General features: G+C 67.9%; 10 protein-coding genes. 7 read left to right on the top strand and 3 right to left on the bottom strand.

All coding sequences use genetic code 11. The features are described 5' to 3' along the window. Positions 1 to 343: 343 nt before the first annotated feature. The 5 genes from ACTNAU_RS00365 to ACTNAU_RS00345 all read left to right on the top strand — a co-directional run bounded on the left by ACTNAU_RS00365 (position 344) and on the right by ACTNAU_RS00345 (position 5,552). The gene (locus ACTNAU_RS00365; RefSeq protein WP_185916464.1) at positions 344 to 1,600 is read left to right on the top strand and encodes a UDP-N-acetylglucosamine 1-carboxyvinyltransferase; all 1,257 of its coding nucleotides are present in this window, start codon (positions 344 to 346) and stop codon (positions 1,598 to 1,600) included. Between the two features lie 31 nt (positions 1,601 to 1,631). Further along, on the top strand, positions 1,632 to 2,432 hold the full coding sequence (locus ACTNAU_RS00360; protein ID WP_441097186.1) for an MBL fold metallo-hydrolase: 801 nt from the start codon (positions 1,632 to 1,634) through the stop codon (positions 2,430 to 2,432). Position 2,433: 1 nt separating this feature from the next. Further along, the gene (locus ACTNAU_RS00355) at positions 2,434 to 2,898 is read left to right on the top strand and encodes a 23S rRNA (pseudouridine(1915)-N(3))-methyltransferase RlmH (protein ID WP_441097185.1); all 465 of its coding nucleotides are present in this window, start codon (positions 2,434 to 2,436) and stop codon (positions 2,896 to 2,898) included. 1,500 nt (positions 2,899 to 4,398) lie between these two features. Next, a complete protein-coding gene (locus tag ACTNAU_RS00350; RefSeq protein ID WP_441097184.1) occupies positions 4,399 to 5,253 on the top strand; it encodes a GNAT family N-acetyltransferase in 855 nt (284 codons plus the stop codon). 35 nt (positions 5,254 to 5,288) lie between these two features. After that, the gene (locus ACTNAU_RS00345; RefSeq protein ID WP_021660245.1) at positions 5,289 to 5,552 is read left to right on the top strand and encodes a hypothetical protein; all 264 of its coding nucleotides are present in this window, start codon (positions 5,289 to 5,291) and stop codon (positions 5,550 to 5,552) included. A gap of 70 nt (positions 5,553 to 5,622) precedes the next feature. On the opposite strand, the gene ACTNAU_RS00340 is transcribed toward ACTNAU_RS00345, so the two are convergent. Further along, positions 5,623 to 7,149 (bottom strand): YifB family Mg chelatase-like AAA ATPase, encoded by a 1,527-nt coding sequence (locus tag ACTNAU_RS00340; RefSeq protein WP_441097183.1) that lies wholly within the window; start codon positions 7,147 to 7,149, stop codon positions 5,623 to 5,625. Positions 7,150 to 7,357: 208 nt separating this feature from the next. Between ACTNAU_RS00340 and ACTNAU_RS00335 the strand changes: the two genes are divergently transcribed. Next, positions 7,358 to 8,194 carry a metallophosphoesterase gene (locus tag ACTNAU_RS00335; RefSeq protein ID WP_441097182.1) on the top strand — a complete coding sequence of 279 codons (837 nt, stop codon included), beginning with the start codon at positions 7,358 to 7,360 and terminating at the stop codon, positions 8,192 to 8,194. A gap of 946 nt (positions 8,195 to 9,140) precedes the next feature. Here ACTNAU_RS00335 and ACTNAU_RS00330 read toward each other — a convergent pair. Further along, entirely contained in the window at positions 9,141 to 10,334 is a 1,194-nt protein-coding gene (locus ACTNAU_RS00330) for an RNA polymerase sigma factor (protein ID WP_441097181.1), read from the bottom strand. 124 nt (positions 10,335 to 10,458) lie between these two features. On the opposite strand from ACTNAU_RS00330, the gene ACTNAU_RS00325 reads away from it, so the two are divergent. Next, positions 10,459 to 13,707, top strand: a complete 3,249-nt coding sequence (locus ACTNAU_RS00325) for a hypothetical protein (protein ID WP_441097180.1) — start codon at positions 10,459 to 10,461, stop codon at positions 13,705 to 13,707. A 1,050-nt stretch (positions 13,708 to 14,757) separates the two neighbouring features. Here the strand turns inward: ACTNAU_RS00325 and ACTNAU_RS00320 are convergent. Beyond that, positions 14,758 to 17,388: a cation-translocating P-type ATPase gene (locus ACTNAU_RS00320; protein ID WP_216402051.1), complete on the bottom strand. Its 2,631-nt coding sequence runs from the start codon at positions 17,386 to 17,388 to the stop codon at positions 14,758 to 14,760. Positions 17,389 to 17,609: the final 221 nt, after the last annotated feature.

Raw genomic sequence — 17,609 nt, 5'->3', positions numbered from 1 at the left:
CTACTAGGGAGCCCCCTTCCGCTCCCGCCCGGGAAGCGCCGCCGAAAAATGCGCCGCACTCTCTTTTCAACAAACGGCAAAGATGATATACTATAATTTGATTTACCGGGGAGGGGTTTGCGCCCTTTTCCCGGGACGTCACTGGCTTTTGCCGACCAACAGACGCAGCAGGCCGCCCGGCGGCCAGAGCAGAAACAACTGCAGATGATACAGAGGGGCTGTCCCGCCCGGGCGGGCGAAGGCGGCCGCCTCTTTTTGGCCACCGCGCCCACCCCCCTCGGGGCCCTTGGCGCGGGTTTGGGAAGCGGGGATCTGCCCGCAGATAAAGGGAGAGAGTTTGGATTTGGAAAAGATCGTTATTCGGGGCGGAAAGCCCCTCATGGGCGATGTGAACATCAGCGGCGCCAAGAACGCGGCGGTGGCCATCCTGCCCGGGGTGGTGCTGGCCGAGGGGCCCTGCATCATTGAAAACGTGCCCGCCATCAGCGACATCGCCACCACTGTGGCCATCTTGCAGTCCATGGGGGCCACCGTCACCCCCATCACCAAAAACACCCTGCAGATCGACCCCACCACCATCAACTGCACCGACGTACCCCACGAGTTGACCAAGTACATGCGGGGCTCTTACTACTTTATCGGCTCGATTTTGGGCCGGTACGGCGAGGCGCGGGTCGCCCTGCCGGGGGGCTGCAACTTCGGGGTGCGCCCCATCGACCAGCACCTCAAGGGGCTGGAGGCGCTGGGCGCCCAGGCCACCATCAACGACGACGTGATCCACGTCAAGGCCGACCGGCTCATCGGCGCCCACGTCTACTTCGACATCGTCTCGGTGGGGGCCACCATCAACGTGATGCTGGCCGCCGTCAAGGCCCAGGGGGTCACCATCCTGGAAAACGTGGCCAAGGAGCCCCACATCGTGGACCTGGCCAACTTTTTAAACTCCATGGGGGCCGACATCCGCGGCGCCGGGACCGACGTCATCAAGATCCACGGGGTGGAGCACCTGGGCCAGACCGAGTACGGCATCATCCCCGACCAGATCGAGGCGGGCACCTACATGGTGGCCGCGGCCGCCACCGGCGGCGACGTGCTGGTGAGCGGGGTGATCCCCAAGCACCTGGAATCCATCACCGCCACCCTGCAAAAGGCCGGGGTGCAGGTGACCGAGTACGACGAGGCGGTGCGGGTCAAGCGAGAGGGCCCGGTCTGCAAGTGCAACGTCAAGACCCTGCCCCACCCGGGCTTCCCCACCGACATGCAGCCCCAGATCACCGCCCTGCTCTCGGTGGCCGACGGCACCAGCATCATCACCGAGGGGGTGTGGGACAACCGCTTTGCCTACACCGAGCAGCTGCGGAAGATGGGGGCCGACATCCAGGTGGACGGCCGGGTGGCGGTGGTCAGCGGGGTGCCCGCCCTCCACGCCGCCGCCATCAAGGCGGTGGACCTGCGGGCCGGCGCGGCGGTGGTCATCGCCGCCCTGATGACCGAGGGCACCAGCGAGATCAGCGACATCCGCCACATCGAGCGCGGCTACGAGGAGATCATCTCCAAGCTCCGCGACCTGGGGGCAGACATCAAAAAGGTGGAGGAGTGACCTCCCGTCCCCCTTTGAAAAAGGAGATTTTATGACTTCCATTTGTTCGCTCTACAGCGGCAGCAGCGGCAACAGCACCTACATCGGCGGCGAGAGCGGCGGCATCCTGGTGGACATGGGCAAGAGCTGCCGCCAGACCCTGCAGCAGATGGCCCGGCGGGAGATCGACCCCGCCGGGTTGCTGGGGGTCTTCGTCACCCACGAGCACATCGACCACGTGCGGGGGCTGAAGGTGTTTTTGAAAAACCGGCCGGTCCCCCTCTACGCCTCACCGGCCACCGCCGCCGCCCTGCGCCAGAAGGACGCCCTCCCCCCCGAGGTGGAGGTCCGCTACATAGACGAGAGCTGCCCGGCCCGGCTGCCCGGCTTCTCGGTGGAGGCCATGGCCACCAGCCACGACTGCGAGGGCAGCCAGGGCTACATCGTCACCACCGACGAGGGGCGAAAAATCACCGTGGCCACCGACATGGGGGTGCTGCCCGACCGGTTTTACGAGCGGGTGGAGGGCAGCGACGCGGTGCTCATCGAGTCCAACTACGACGAGGACATGCTCCGCGCCTGCGGCTACCCCTACTACCTGAAGCGGCGCATCATCTCCGAGAGCGGGCACCTCTCCAACGACTGCTGTGCCGACGCGGTGGAGGAGCTGACCCGCCGGGGGGTCAGCCGCTTTCTGCTGGCCCACCTGAGCATCAACTCCAACTTCCCCGGGCTGGCCTTCGAGACCAGCGCCGCCAAGCTGCGGCAGATGGGGGCTTTGGTGGGCGCCGGGCAGGACGTGATGCTGGAGGTCATGCCCCGGGACGAGGCCTCCCTCCTCTGGGCGTTTTGAGATGATGCGGGTCAATCTGCTCTGCGTGGGCCGGTGCAAGGAGCGCTACCTGCAGCAGGGCTGTGCGGAGTACGCCAAGCGGCTGCAGGCCTTCTGCAAGCTGAACGTGATCGAGCTGCCGGAGGAGCGGCTGCACGACAGCATAGACGAGGTGGTCCGCGGGGAGGGGGACCGGCTGCTGGCCAAGATGAGCGGCAGCTACGCCATCGCCCTCTGCGTGGAGGGACGGCAGATGTCCTCCCCCGCCTTTGCCGAGCTGCTGTCCGGCCTGCCCCTCTCGGGGCACAGCTCGCTGGATTTGGTGATCGGCGGCAGCTACGGGCTGGACGAGCGGGTCAAGGCCGCCTGCCAGCTGCGGCTCTCGGTCTCGGAGATGACCTTCCCCCACCAGCTGTTCCGGGTGATGCTGCTGGAACAGCTCTACCGGGCCTTCTGCATCGGCGGCAACATCAAATACCACAAGTGAGAGAGGAGCGCCTGTCCGGCGAACGAGCCGGGCGGGCGCTTTTTGGCGCCCGGCGCGGGACGGGTGGGGGAGAGAGGCCCCGGCGCAGGGGAGGGGGCCCTGGCCGGGGGGCCTCTCTGCGCGGTCCCCTTTTCTCCATTGTACCGGGGAACGCTGGTCGAAAACGTCCTGTTGTAGCGGGGAGGGGTGTGCCTGTTCCCGAACAGGAGGGCGGGCGCAGGGGGAGCGGGGCCTCCACCCCCCACCCGGCGCAAAAGTCGAATGGCCGGGGGGTCCGGGTGGAGGCGGCGTGGCCGCATCTGCCGCATCCCCCACACCCGCCGCGCGGCCGGGCAAAACGCCCCCGCGCCGGGGAGAGGAGCGAGGGGGGAAGCCCGTTGGCCCTCCCGGCATAGGGGCAGAGGGCAATGGGCAGAGCAGAGGCGGGGGGACGGGGAGAGGAGGAGAGCAGGCTCCCGCGCTTTCCAGTCCTCCATCGGAGCCCTCCGCCCACTTCCGATGCAGAGGCGGGGAAGGGGCCTTTCCGGGCTGTCCGCCCTTCCGGCAGTGCGGATTTTCAGCTCTTGTCCTTGCCCCCCAGCCCCACCCCCGGCACCGGGACAGGGGAGCAAGGGAAACCGGGCGACAGGCGGGGGCAAGTCCCCCACCGCTCCCCCCGCAGGGCGGCTTTCCGGACTCTCCGCCCTTCTGGCAGTGCGGATTTCCAGCTCTTGCCCTTGCACCCAGGCCTGTCTCCGGCGCCGGGACAGGGGGGTAAGGGAAACCAGGCGACAGGCGGGGCAAGTTCCCCACCGCTCTCCCCGCAGGGCGGCTTTCCAGGCTCTCCGCCCTTCCGGCAGTGCGGATTTTCAGCTCTTGTCTATGCCCCAAGCCCACCCCCGGCGCCGGGACAGGAGGGTGAGGGGAACTGGGCGATAGGCGGGAGCAAGTTTCCACTGATCCCCCCGCCGGGCGGCTTTCCGAGTTCCCCCCTCCGGGAGGTGTGCGGTCCCCATGCCCCACTCCCGAGGCAGGGATGGAGGGCTAAGGGAGTAGGTGATGGGCGGCAAGGAGAGGGGCCTTCCCGCCCTCGCTCCCCTTCGAGCAGTGCGGATTTTCAGCGCCCATACCCCAAGTCTTCTGCCCAGTGCAGGAACGGGGGAGAAGACGAAACCGGATGGCAGGCGATAGAAAGGGCGAATTTCCAGGCCTTCCCTCCCTGGCCCTTCCCCCAGCACTGGGGCGGAAAACCGAGCGGGGCCTTTGCGCGGGCGGAGAGCAGAGCTGGGCGCGCCCAGAGGCAAAGGCAGCCAGAAAAGCCGGCGCGCCTCCCCGGCAAGCTGCCGCACCGCCATCTGTTTTCAGAGGAGGGGAAGAAAAGGGCATCCCGGCCCGGGCCGAACGGCTGGGGGGCTTTCGGGCGAGGACAGCACCCCCGCCGCACAGCCCCGCCAAACGCCCTCTCCCCATTGACAGGGCGGTTTCCGCCGGGTATGATGGGGGCAGAGAGGGGGGATCGCCATGCCAGAGCGGAAAATCGCGGTGGGCTACCGGCAGAACGACGCCCTCCGCCAAAGCCTGAACGCCCTCACCGAGGCGGTCTTCGGCCTCTCCTTTGAGGGGTGGTATCGGGCCGGCTACTGGGGGGAGGGCTACATCCCCTACTCCGTTGTGGAGGGGGAGCGGGTGGTGGCCAACGTCTCGGTCAGCCCCATGGAGTTCTGGGTGCGGGGGCAGCGGCGGCGCTACCTGCAACTGGGCACGGTGGAGACCCATCCCGCCTGCCGGGGGCAGGGCCTCTCCGCCCGGCTGCTCCGACGGGTGCTCGCCGACTGGACGGGGCGGTGCGACGGCCTCTTCCTCTTTGCAAACCCCAGCGTGTTGGACTTCTACCCCAAATTCGGCTTTGTCCGGGCAGAGGAGCAGCTCCTCTTTCGCCCCTTGCGCGGGGCGGGGGAGGGGACGGCCCGCCCCCTGGACACCGGCGACCCGGCGGTGCAGCGGGAGCTCTTCTCCCTGGCTGAGGGCGCCCCGACAGGGGCCGACATCTGGCAGGCGGGCGGGGGGCCGCTCTGCCTGTTCTACGCCCTGGGCCCCCTGCAAAACGGCTTTTACCGCCTGCCGCGGGGCGGGGTGGCCGCCGCCACCTTTGCGGGGGAGACCCTCACCCTCTGGCAGCACTGGGGCCCCGACAGCCTGAACGAGGCGGTGGCCGCCCTGGCGGGGCCGGCGACCCGGCGGGTGGAGCTGGGCTTCTGGCGGGACCGGGCCCCCGGCTTTGTCCCCATCCCCTGCGCGGGGGAGGACGCGTTCTTTGTGCAGGGGGATTTTGACTGGCTGCCCGAGGGGCGCATCCCCCTGTGCAGCCACACCTAGCAGCGGGCGCACTGCGCCGGAAGGAGGCGTTTGCAATGCTCTTTTGGATCGGGCGGCCGGAGATCTACATGGGCTACTCCCTGGCGGAGAGCACGGCCATCACCCGGGCTTTGACGAAAGCCGGTATCCCCTACTGCTGGCGCACCCCCAACAGCGACCGGATGGGCCGCTGGGACTGGGGCGGCGACGGCAGCGGCTCCCGCTTTGAAAAGCCCTATTACATCTACGTCAAAAAGCAGGACAAGGAGGCGGCGGAGCAGATCGTCGCCCAGGTGCGGCGGGAGCAGAGGGGCCGCTGACCACCCATCCCGCGGCAAAAGAGGGCCCGCCGGAAGGAAACACCCTTCCGCCGGGCCCTCTTTTTTGCGCCTACCAGCCGCCCTGCCGGTCCAGTTGCCGGTACTGGATGACCTCGGCCATGTGGGCCTCGGCGATCTGGTCGCAGCCGTCCAGGTCGGCCACGGTGCGGGCCAGCTTGAGCAGTTTGTCCCGCGCCCGGGCCGACAGCCCCAGGGTGTCAAAGGCCCCCCTCAGCAACCGCTCGGCCCCGGGGGTCAGGGGGCAGACGGCCTCCACCGCCGCCGGGGAGAGCCGGGCGTTGCAGAGGGCGCCGGTGCGCTCCGCCCGCTCCAGCTGCCGCTGCCTGCCCGCCGCCACCCGCGCCCGCACCGCGGCGGAGGACTCCCCCCGCTCCCGGGAGGAGAGGTCGCTGTACTCCACCGGCTCTACCGCCAGGTGCAGGTCGATGCGGTCGAGGATGGGGCCGCTGACCCGCCCGCGGTAGCGGGCGATCTGGCCGGCGGTGCAGGTGCAGGACCGGGTGGGGTGGTGCAGGTAGCCGCAGGGGCAGGGGTTGAGGGCGGCGGCCAGCATGATCTCGCAGGGGAAGGTCAGGGTGTGCTGGGCCCGGGTGATGGTGACCGAGCCGTTTTCCAGAGGCTGGCGCAGGGCGTCCAGCGCCCCGCGGGAGAACTCGGCTAGCTCGTCCAGAAACAGCACCCCGTTGTGGGCCAGGGAGATCTCCCCCGGCCGGGGGGTGGGGCCGCCCCCGGTCAGCCCCACCGGGCTGATGGTGTGGTGGGGGGCGCGAAAGGGCCGCCGGCGCACCAGGGCGGTGTCGGGCGGCAGCAGCCCGGCGATGGAGTGGACCATGGTGGTCTCCAGCTGCTCGGCAAAGGTCATGGGCGGGAGGATGGAGGGCAGCCGCTTGGCCAGCATCGACTTGCCGGCCCCCGGCGGCCCCACCATCAGCAGGTTGTGGCCGCCGCAGGCCGCCACCTCCAGCGCCCGGCGGGCCAGGTGCTGGCCCTTGACGTCGGCCAGGTCGGGGAGCATCTCCTCCCCCTCCGGAACGCTCTCCCGCCCGCCGGCAAAGGGGGCGATAGGGGCCGCCCCCGTCAGGTGGGCGACGACCTCCCCCGCCGTGGCCGCGGGCAGGATGTCGATGCCCTCCACCACCCCGGCCTCCCAGGCGTTCTCCCGGGGCAGGAAGAGGCGGGCGAATCCCCGCCGTTTGGCCTCAATGGCCATGGGCAGCACCCCGGCCACCCGCCGCAGGTCGCCTTTGAGGGAGAGCTCCCCCAGAAAGGCCGACCCGGACAGGTCCGCCCCCAGCTGCCGCGAGGCGCAGAGCACCCCTAGGTAGATGGCCAGGTCGTAGACCGAGCCGGCCTTTCTTACGTCCGCCGGGGCCAGGTTGACGGTGAGCCGGCTGACGGGGAAGGAAAAGCCGGTGTTTTTGACGGCGGCGCGCACCCGGTCCCGCGCCTCTTTGACCGCCGCGCCGGGCAGCCCCACGATGTCGAAGGCGGGCAGTCCGCGGGCGGCGTCCACCTCCACCGACACCGGGTAGGCGTGCATCCCGTACACCCCAAAGCTGGAAAGCGCGCAGAACAACCGCCTCGCCTCCTCTCCTCGCGCGCACCGGGCCACCGCCCGGCCGCGCTGTTGGCTCCATTATAGCGCAGAATTTGTCGAAAGGAAAGGGAGAGGGGCGGGGGACAGCAAGAGGGGGGACGAGGTTTTGCAAATCGTAAGAAATTTGTGCGGCCCTCCGTCATCGTTTGGCGCTATCCTGGGGGGAGCAAGAGAGGGGGAGTGCCCGGTGACAAAACGCGGCAAGAGAGGAGTTCGCTTTCACTGGTGGATGGGGGCCCTGCTGGCCTTTTTGCTGCTGCTGGCCCTCTGGTGGCAGCAGACCTGTGCCCTCGTCACCACCGAGGTGGCGATCGAGAGCGGGAAGGTGAGCGCCCCCCTGACCCTGGTGCAGCTCAGCGACCTGCACGGGGCCACCTTTGGCGGGGGCAACCGCGCCCTGCTCTCGCGGGTGGAGCGGCAGGAGCCCGACGCCGTCCTGGTCACCGGCGACATGTACACCCGGGACGACGAGCGGGGCAGGGCCACCGCCCTGGCCCTGCTGGGAGAGCTGGCCGGGCAGTACCCGGTCTACTTTGTCCCCGGCGAGCACGACGGGGAGGAGGGCTTTCTCTCCGCCCTGCGGCAGCGGGGGGTCACGGTGCTGGACTACGAGACCGCCGAGCTGACGGTGGGGGAGGAGACGATCCTGCTCTACGGCATCGACAACCAGTCCTACACCGGCACCTTTGACCTGCACAACGCCTTCCCCTCCCCGCCGGAGAACCGCTTCAGCATCCTGTTGGCCCACATCCCCAACGCCCGGGCCTTCTTCGCCTTTGGCGCCGACCTGACCCTCTGCGGCGACACCCACGGCGGCCAGGTGCGGCTGCCCCTGCTGGGCCCGGCCCAGGTGGACGGCCGCTGGTTCCCCCGGCTCCAGGGCGGCCCCATCTACGACAAGGGCCTCTACACCAAGGGGGAGACAAACCTTTTCATCTCCAGCGGGCTGGGCAACTACCCCCTGCCCCTGCGGCTCTTCAACCGCCCCGAGGTGGTGCGCATCACCGTCCGCCCCGCAAAATAGGGGGCGGTGTGCCACTGTGCGAGTTGTGCAACCAAAATAGAGGGGGTCGTATGGGGAGAGCAAAAATTTGCGCAGAGGGGGAGAGCCCTCAAGAGAAAACGTCCCTATATACCCCTTTTGATCGGTGGCACAGTTGCACAGGTGGGGAAAAAGGGGATGGATAAGCCGAAAACGGCGTGCGAGATGGGGTGGCACACGGTCGCACCGCCGGCACAGCCCCGCCGGGCCCGTGATTTGCAGACCGGTTTTTCCCGTCTCCTGTTGCCCCGGCGCAGGGACAGACCGCCCGCCGTTGAAAAGGCGGTGATGCCCCCCTGCCCGTTTGGCCGGAGCAGCCGCCTGCCCCGCGGGGAGGGTCGCCCGCCGCCGGGTCGAGTGTAGAGAGATGGCCCTTCCGCCCGGCGGGTGGGGGGGCGCGCTCCCTCTTTTCCAGGGGAAGGGGAGCGGCGCCGCCAAACTCGCTTGTCCCGCTGCCGCCCGCCGGGAGAGGATCGCCCGTTCCCCATCGCACCGGGGGACGCTCCGCCCCCCTTTTCTGAAAAGGCAGGGATGGTATCGCCAAATCGAGTGGCTCCTTTTAGGGGGGAGCGTCCCGGGTACGAGGAAAACCGGTCCCTCCCACCGCCCAAACATCCGTCCCCACAGCCTCCCTCCTCCACAGGAGAAGAGGAGAAGGCATTGCCAATCTGGGTCACCTTTTTTCAGAGGGGGGAGCCCCGGCAAGAGGCCAGCCGCCCCCCTGCTGCCCAAACATCCGCCCCCCTCTCCCTAAAAAACAGAGACCCCATCGCCCAACCGAGCCGCCCCTTCCAGGGAAAGAGCGTCCCGGCGCCTGAAAACCGGCCTCCCCCCGCGCAGACCTTCACCCCTTCCACATCCCCCCATCCAGCGAGAGAGCCGCACCGCCCGTCTGGGCCGTGCGGCTCTCCATCTCTTTTGCGGCCATTCAGGGGGCGACCGTCACCTCGCCTGCAGAGCGGTTGCCCAGCCCGTCGGCGATCTCGGCGCGGTAGGCGCCCTCGGGCAGGGCAAAGGAGAGGGTGTCCCCCTCGCTGCGCACCGGCAGGTAGACAGCGCCGTCCTCCCCGGTGCAGCGGGCCTCCGCCAGCCCGTTCTCTTCGGCAAAGGTCAGCTTCACCAGCCCCCCTTCTCGGCGGATGGAAATCAGCCGGGGCCCCTCCCGGTCCACATCCGCTACCGACAGCTCACGGGCGGCAGTGGCGAGGGGGCCGGAGACCTCGAGCCGGTAGCGGCCGTTTTCCCGCACTGCCGCCCGGTAGACGCCGTCCTCCCCCTGCTCCACGGGGAGGGCGGCGCCGTCCGGGGCGATGAGCCGGGCGCGGGTGAGGGCGGTTTTCCCCTCCACCGAGACGACCTTCTCCCGCGCCGGCCCCTCGGGGGAGAGGGCGGCCGAAAATGGCGGGGGGAGGGCCGCGCCCCCGGCGGCCACCAGCACCCCCGCCCCCACCGCCGCCGCGGGGAGGAGCCAGCGGCTGTGGCCGGTCTGCGGGCGGGCGCGCCGTCCCCCCAGGGCCAGCGGCAGGGGGAGGAAGGCGGGGAGGACCCCCCTCTTCATCTTTTGGCCCGCCGATTTGAGCAGCCTTTGCACCGTCCGCTCCGACAGGTGCATGGCCTCGGCAATCTGGCGCACCGTCTTTCCCTGAAAGTGGCGCAGGGAGACGGCCTCCAACTCCTCCTCCCCGAGCCAGCCCATGGCCTCCCGCAGCAGTTCCTGGGCCTCCCAGTCCTCCAGCGCGCTGACCGATTCCGCCCTCTCCTGGTAGGGGGGCAGCTCCTCCAGCGAGCGCAGCCGCGCCCGCTCCTTGGACTTGCTGCGCCGCCGGTTCATGCAGAGGTTGTAGGTGACGCGATTGAGATAGGCCACCAGCCCCTCGGTCTGGCGCAGCTTGTCCAGGTTTTTCCACAGCACCAGATAGGCCTCCTGCAACAGGTCCTCGGCCCCCTCCTCCTCTCCCAAATAGCGGCGGATCTGGCTGAGCTGAATGGGGGCGGTGGCCCGGTAGAGCTGGTCAAAGGCGGCCTGCTCTCCGGCCTTGGCCCGGTCCAGCAGCTCCCCCAGTTCCCGGTGTGACAGCATCGCTTCATTTCCCCTCTCTCCCGACATCATTTCAACTGCCATTATAGCAGCTTTACGGCCGGAAAAAGAGGATCAAAAATTTCCTTTTTATTTTGTCGCATTCTGTCGCCTTCAGACATTATAAATAAGTAAGGTGTAGTGCAGACAGAGAAAAGGAGCGATTGCAATGCGACAACAAAAGCGGGCAAAGCGGAGGGGCGGGCAGGCGCTCGCCGCCTCTTTGGCGGCCCTGACCCTGCTGGGCACCCTCTCCCTCACCGGTGGGCGGGGGACGGCGGGCGCCGCCGGTGAGACCACCGACCAGTTTATCGGCGCGACGGATTTGACTCAGGTGTTTACCTGGAACAACGTCAGCGGCTTTGTGGGGGACAAATACGGGGTGCACGACAACAACGTGTATATTTCAGACGCCACCGTTTGGACGCCGCACGGAAGCGCGCCGGATAGACTCAAGACCTCCATCAGCCAGGTGCACAGCAAGGGGTGGCTGTCCCTCCAATCGGACTGGACGGTGGACGTTGACTTCACGATGATCATGACCGCCCTCACCACCGGCAGTGAGCACATCAGCATCGCCCTCGCGGTGCCCAATGGAAAGATCCTCTCCCTCCTGGTCTGGAAGGTAAACGGCAATTACGAGATGGCCTTTTACAGTATGCCGAGTCCCACCCAGCCGCAGACGCTGGTGAAGAAGGTCGACTTGACGAAAGACTATTTCAACCAGCCGGGCAAGCTCCAGCTGCAGTACAGCAGCGCGACCCAGCAGGTGACAGCCACCCTGCAGAGCGGCGGGCAGAAAGCCACCCTCTCCTGCAGCCCCTACGTCATCCTGCCGGCGGGGACGGAGACGGCCCAGCTCGCCATCACTGGCGGGGTGGACTACCCCAAAGAACTCACCTTTCCCGGCGGGTTTGAACTCTCGATGAAATTCAACTCCGCGGCCTATACCCGCTACTACCCGGAATTTGTGGAGACCAAACTCCTCAAGGCGGACGGCAGCGCGTTCGACGAGGGCGAGGTGCCGGTGGACGGCGACACCGTCGTCGTCCAGGCCACGGTGAGAAACATCAACAAAAACGCCGCCGGCCAGGCCGTCCCCTGTACCCTCAAGCTGCTGCAGGGAAATAAAGACTACCCCACCGCCGGCATCGTCCCCCTGACCAAGGCCGAGGGGCAGGAGATCAAGGCCAACGGCACGGCGGTGGACGCCGGGACCGACATCGCCAACGCGGGCATCCCCTTCAAGATGACCGGCGCGGGAAACAACGTCATCACCTACAGGGCCAAGATCCAAAACCCCACCGGCGCGGCGGTGACGGTGGGCCAGCAGATTGCCGACACCTTCTTTCAGTCCCGGTGCTATTCCAAGGCCGAGCTGGTGCCGGCGGTGGAGCTGGTGCCCTTTGACCCGAACGCCGAGCCGGAGCCGGACAAGCCCACCCCCGTCCCCGGCACCGACTACCACTACACCCGCACCCCGGCCAACGAAAACGGCTGGAACCGGGGGCCGGTGGAGGTGACCTTCTGCCCCGGCACCTTTGACCAGTTCCACATCAAAAGGGGGACCGACCTGGAGGCCACCCTCGACGCCGCCACCCCCCAAAAGCAGTACGCGGAGGAGACCGGCGGCATCTCGGTGACCTATCAGGCGCGGGACAGCGGGTCCGGGGCCGTCTCCACCACCGCCAGCGACACCATCCGGGTGGACGTCACCGCCCCCGCCCTGACCGCCGCCGGCGGGGATTTGACCCTGACAGACGGCCTCTCCGGCGTCTGGAAACTGGAGCGGCAAAACCCCGCCACCAAGGCGTGGGAGACGGTGCAGGCCTTTGCCCTGACCGATGGCAGCGGGGCCGCCACCCAGACTGTTGCCCCCGCCAAAAACGGCCTCTACCGGGTGCTGGACGCGGCGGGCAACCCCTCCGCCCCCCTGGCGGTGACGGTGAGCGACCCGCCGTCGGTGGACCCCGCCGACCCGGACCGGCCGGGCCCCAGCGGCCCCGAGACCCAGACGGATGAGGAGGGGCTGGTGCACGCGGTCTACACCGACCGGATCACCCAACTGGTGACCGACCCGCCGGCCTTTGGCGGCACCCTCACGGCGGACAAACTGCGGGAGGTCATCGCCTCCCGCTACACCTTTGGCGCGGGGTCGGCCACCCTCGCCATGACCCGGGACGGGCGGGACATCTCGGCGATCGGCCTGCCCACCACCGCCCCCGGCGCCTGCCTGGGCAGCTACACCGTGACCGACGCGGACGGCAACACCACCACCCTCCAGCTGACCTACGCCTTTGTGGAGAAACCCAAGCCGCCCGCCATCCTCCCCACCGACCCGGAGGACCCGCCCCAGGGCCCCCAGGAGGTGATCGACCCGGACAACACCGTCCACCACACCTACACCGACCGGGTGACCGAGCTGATCACTGACCCGCCGGCCCACGGCGGCAGATTCACCCGCAGCGACGCCCTGCAGTACATCCGCGACCACTACGACTTTGCCGCCCAGGGCAGCAGCCTGATAGATCACACCCTGCGCATGGAGCAGGGCGGCGCGCCGGTGGAGGGGATCTCCACCGCCGTGCCCGGCTCCTGCCTCATCACCTACACGGTGAAGGACCGGGGCGGCAACACCACCACCCTTGTCATCACCTACGCCTTTGCCCAGCGCACCGAGCCGCCGGTCATCGAGCCGGCCGACCCGCAGCGCCCCCTGCCCGCGCCGGAGGAGGCGGTGGACAAAGGCGGCGCCGTCCACCACAGTTACCGGCAGAGCGTCACCGAGCCGGTGGCCTATCCCCCGGCCTTTGACGGGGCCCTCACCGCCGAAAAGGCGCTGGCCTGGGTGCGGCAGAACTACCGCGTCCTCCCCGGCGGCGCGGGCCTGGGGGAGGAGGGGCTCACCCTCTCCCAAAACGGGCAGGACATCACCTCCCAGGGCTTTGCCACCGACCGGGCCGGCTCCTGCCTCATCACCTACCGGGTGAGCGATGAAAAGGGGAACACCGCCACCCTCTATTTGACCTACACCCTGACCGACGGCAGCGCCTCCGGCGACGTGACCCCTCTGCCCGACGGCGGCAACGGCGGGGGCCAGGGGGGCGGAGAGGGGACAGGCCCCTACACCGGGGAGGGCGCTCTGATTTCCAGCTGTGGGCTGCACTGGCTGGCCCTGCTGGTGGGCGCTGTCTCCCTGCTCTACGCCCTGCTGCTGCGGCGGGGGAGAGAGCGGCTGCGCTGGTGGGACAACCTGGCCCTTTTGGCCGCCGGCGGGTTTGAGGGGCTGGTGCTCCTGCTGGCCCGCTGCCCCCTCGATCTCCCGGCAGTGGTGCTGGGCGCCTTCCTGGTGGCCCTGGCGGCCCTGCTGGCCGAATCGACCGGCCGCCGAACCGAAGACCGCCCCCTGCGCCAGTAAAAAAGAGAGGCCCTCAAGGGGCCTCTCTTTTGGGTTGCTGCCCAACAGATCAGGGAAGGGGGGACCCTTCTTTCCGCCGGAAAAGGGACCGTGGCCGCCGAGCCTTTTCTCCCATCCCGGCGCGCCCCTTCCCCCAAGACATGGATGGGGTGTTTCCGCAGAGAAGCGGGCAGTTTTGACGGATTGAACGCCGAAGGGCGGCCCTCCGCCTCCTCATTTCCCTTTTGCAGGGGCTGGAGGTGAAAGTCGGGCCGAGCAATCTGTCCCCGCACCTCTACCGCCGAAGGAGCGACTTGCAAAATGTAGGGGACAAAATGGACAACAGAGACATCCCCTTGCCGCCGATATGGGCCGGACCCCCCGCGTCCCCGGAAAGCTGCCCCTATTCCCCGCCAATTGCTCCCCCCACTGAATCGACAGTTATCAGAATGCAGGGCAAAAAACCGGCGGCAGGGACATCCTCCTCCGATGTGGGCCGGACCTCCCGCGCCCCCGAAAACCCGCCCCATTCTCCGCCAATTGCCCTCCCGCCGAATCAATAGTTATCAGAATACGGGGTAAAAAATCGGCGGCAGGGACATCCTCCTCCGATGTGGGCCGGACCCCCCGCGCCCCCGAAAACCCGCCCTCCGTTCCCCATCAATTGCTCCCGCCGCCGAATTGATAGCTTATAAAATGCGGGGCAAAAAATCGGCGGCAGGGATATCCTCCGCCGCCGATGTGGGCCGGCCCCCCCGCGCCCCCGGAAACCCGCCCCCATTCCGCGCCAATTGCCCTCCCGCCGAATCGACAGTTATCAGAATCTAGGGCAAAAAACGGCGGCAGAGACATCCCCCTCCGCCGATATGGCCCGGCCCTCCCGTGCCCCCGGAAACCCGCCCTCATTCCCCGCCGATTGCCCCCCCGCCGAAGCCACAGTTTACAGAATACAGGGGACAAAACCGGCAAATCTCCCCCTGCCACCCCCCGCAAAAAGGTAAAATCCAAAGAGGGCCCGGCCGGGAAACGCCCCGGCCGGGCCCTCTATCAAATGCGGAGGGGAAAACCGCCCTACTTTTTGGCAAACACCCTGGAAACCAGCTTGGCCAGCTCCACCAGGGGGATGGGCAGCAGGCTCAGCCCTGCCACGGCCAACCAGGCTTTGGCGGGCAGCAGGTACATCCCGAACACCCCCGCCACCGGCGGGATCAGGGAGACCAGCAAAATCAGCGCCAGGCTGCAGAGCACCGCGCCGTTGAGGTACTTGTTGGCAAAGGGGTTCTGGGCGAAGAGGGAGCCCTTGGCGCGGATGTTGTAGACGTGCACCAGCTGGCTGCAGGCCAGCACCAAAAAGGCCATGGTCCGCCCCTCCTCCACCAGGTCGCTGCCAAAGACGTAGCGGCCCAGGGCGTAGCCGGTGACGGTGAGCCCGGCGATCATCAGCCCCTGCAACACAATGTGCACCCAGAGGGCGGGGTTGAAGATCCCCTGGCTCTTGGGCCGGGGCGGCTCGTCCATGACGTGTTTGTCCACCGGGTCCATCCCCAGGGCCAGGGCCGGCAGCCCGTCGGTCACCAGGTTGACCCAGAGCAGCTGGATGGCGGTGAGGGGGGAGCCGAAGGAGAGGAGCATGGAGCCCAGCACCGTCAAGATCTCGCCGATGTTGCAGCTGAGCAAAAACTCGATGGACTTGACGATGTTCTGGAAAATGCCCCGCCCCTCTTTGACGGCCACCACGATGGTGGCGAAGTTGTCGTCGGTGAGGACCATGTCCGCCGCGCCCTTGGCCACGTCGGTGCCGGTGATCCCCATGGCGCAGCCGATGTCGGCGGCCTTGAGGGCGGGGGCGTCGTTGACCCCGTCGCCGGTCATGGAGACGATCTGCCCGTTTTTCTGCCAGGCCTTGACGATGCGGATCTTGTCCTCGGGGGTGACCCGGGCGTAGACCGAGAACTCGGCGATGCGCCGGTCCAGCTCCTCGTCGCTCATGGCGGCCAGCTCCGCGCCGGTGATGGCCCGCTCGCCCTCCTTCAAAATGCCCATCTGCCGGGCGATGGCCGAGGCGGTGACCACGTGGTCGCCGGTGATCATCACCGGGCGGATGCCCGCCTTCAGGCAGGTGGCGATGGCGTCCCTGGCCTCCTCCCGGGGCGGGTCGATCATCCCGATGAGGCCCATCAGGGTCAGCCCCTGCTCCAGTTCGGCCGCGTCCTCCGGCAGGGGGAGGAGGGAGATGACCTTGTGGGCCACGCAGATGACCCGCAGGGCCTCGCCCCCCATCTCCTCGTTGATGCGGCGGGCGGTCTCCACGTCCCCGGCCACGCAGCGCTCGCTGAGGATGTCGAAGGCCCCCTTGACGATGACGTGCAGCTGGTCGTCGATCAAGTTGACGGTGGTCATCAGCTTGCGGTCCGAGTCAAAGGGCAGGTCAAACTGGCGGGGGTAGGCGGCGTTCAGGGCCTCCTGCTCCTCGCCGGCGCGCAGGGCGGCGGCGACGATGGCGGTCTCGGTGGGGTCGCCAATGTGCTTGAGGGTGCCGTCGGGCTGGGCGGAGACGGTGCCGTCACAGCAGAGGGTGCCCAGTTTCAGCAGGGCCACCGCCGGGTCGGAGGGCCGCTCCTCCCGGGAGATGTCCTCGGCCCGGTCCTCGCCGTCCACCCAGGTCTGCAACACGGTCATCCGGTTTTGGGTCAGGGTGCCGGTCTTGTCCGAGCAGATGACCGAGGCGCTGCCCAGGGTCTCCACCGCGGGTAGCCGGCGGATGATGGCGTTTTTCTTCACCATCCGCGAGACGCCCATGGCCAGCACGATGGTGACGATGGCGGGCAGCCCCTCGGGGATGGCGGCCACCGCCAGGGAGATGGCCGTCAGCAGGATCTCGCCGATGGGGGTGCCCCCCAGCAGCCCGATGACGAAGATGACCGCGCAGACGGCCAGGGCCACCAGCCCCAAGATCTTGCCCATCTGCTCCAGCTTGTGCTGCAGGGGGGTCTGGCCGTCCTCCTCCCCCGAGAGGAGGGCGGCGATGCTCCCCATCTGGGTGGACATGCCGGTGGAGGTGACGATGGCGGTGCCCCGGCCGTAGCTGACGCTGCAGCCGCTGTACACCATGTTGTGCCGGTCGCCCAGGGGGGCGTCCTCTGGCACGGTGCCGGCCGCCTCCTTCTGCACCGGCACCGACTCGCCGGTGAGGGCCGACTCCTCGCACTGCAGGCTAGAGGCGGAAATCAGCCGGGCGTCGGCGGGGACAAAGTCCCCCGCCTCCAGCACGATGATGTCGCCGGGCACCAGCTCGGTGGAGGAGATGACCTCCGCCTGGCCGCCGCGGATGACCCGGGCGTGGGGGGTGCTCATGTCTTTGAGGGCCTCCAGCGCCTTTTCGGCCTTGCTCTCCTGGGCGACCCCCAGGCAGGCGTTGAGGAGGACGATCCCCACGATCACCACCGGCTCCAAAAAGTCGCCGTGTTCATCCACAAAGGCCATCACGGTGGAGACCACCGCCGCCAGCATCAGGATGATGACCATGGTGTCTTTGAGCTGGGCCAAAAATCGCTGCAGCAGGGTCTTGGGCTTTTTGCCCTGCAGCTTGTTCTCTCCCACCCGGCCCAGCAGGTCGGCCGCCTGGCTGGGGGAGAGGCCCTTTTCCAGGTCGGAGTCGAGCTGCCCGGCGATCTGCTCCGGGGTCTGGCTGTGCCATGTCACGTTTACAACACTCCTTTTTTGCTGTCCGCCGCCCCGCCGCGCCCCGGGGGCGCGGGGGAAAACCGGCTGTTATCAGTATGCAAAGGTTGGCGCGGGGGAATACCACCATCATAGCTTTCTTTTCTCCTTTTGGCAACTATTGGCGGGCCCTGTCGGCCCTTTTTTCCGCCTTTTGCCCCCGCCCGTGTTGACAAGCCCCGGCCGGGGCGGGTATCCTCTCT

This window comes from Bittarella sp. HCP28S3_D9 (assembly GCF_052065655.1).
Classification (GTDB): domain Bacteria; phylum Bacillota; class Clostridia; order Oscillospirales; family Ruminococcaceae; genus Bittarella; species Bittarella massiliensis.
This window is presented reverse-complemented; position numbering and strand designations above follow the sequence as displayed.

What these genes read in the sequence shown, in the direction of transcription:
- ACTNAU_RS00345 (WP_021660245.1), top strand. Translation starts at nt 5,289, where the DNA reads ATGCTCTTTTGGATCGGGCGGCCGGAGATCTACATGGGCTACTCCCTG.
- ACTNAU_RS00330 (WP_441097181.1), bottom strand. Translation starts at nt 10,334, where the DNA reads ATGGCAGTTGAAATGATGTCGGGAGAGAGGGGAAATGAAGCGATGCTG.
- ACTNAU_RS00355 (WP_441097185.1), top strand. Translation starts at nt 2,434, where the DNA reads ATGATGCGGGTCAATCTGCTCTGCGTGGGCCGGTGCAAGGAGCGCTAC.
- ACTNAU_RS00350 (WP_441097184.1), top strand. Translation starts at nt 4,399, where the DNA reads ATGCCAGAGCGGAAAATCGCGGTGGGCTACCGGCAGAACGACGCCCTC.
- ACTNAU_RS00360 (WP_441097186.1), top strand. Translation starts at nt 1,632, where the DNA reads ATGACTTCCATTTGTTCGCTCTACAGCGGCAGCAGCGGCAACAGCACC.
- ACTNAU_RS00325 (WP_441097180.1), top strand. Translation starts at nt 10,459, where the DNA reads ATGCGACAACAAAAGCGGGCAAAGCGGAGGGGCGGGCAGGCGCTCGCC.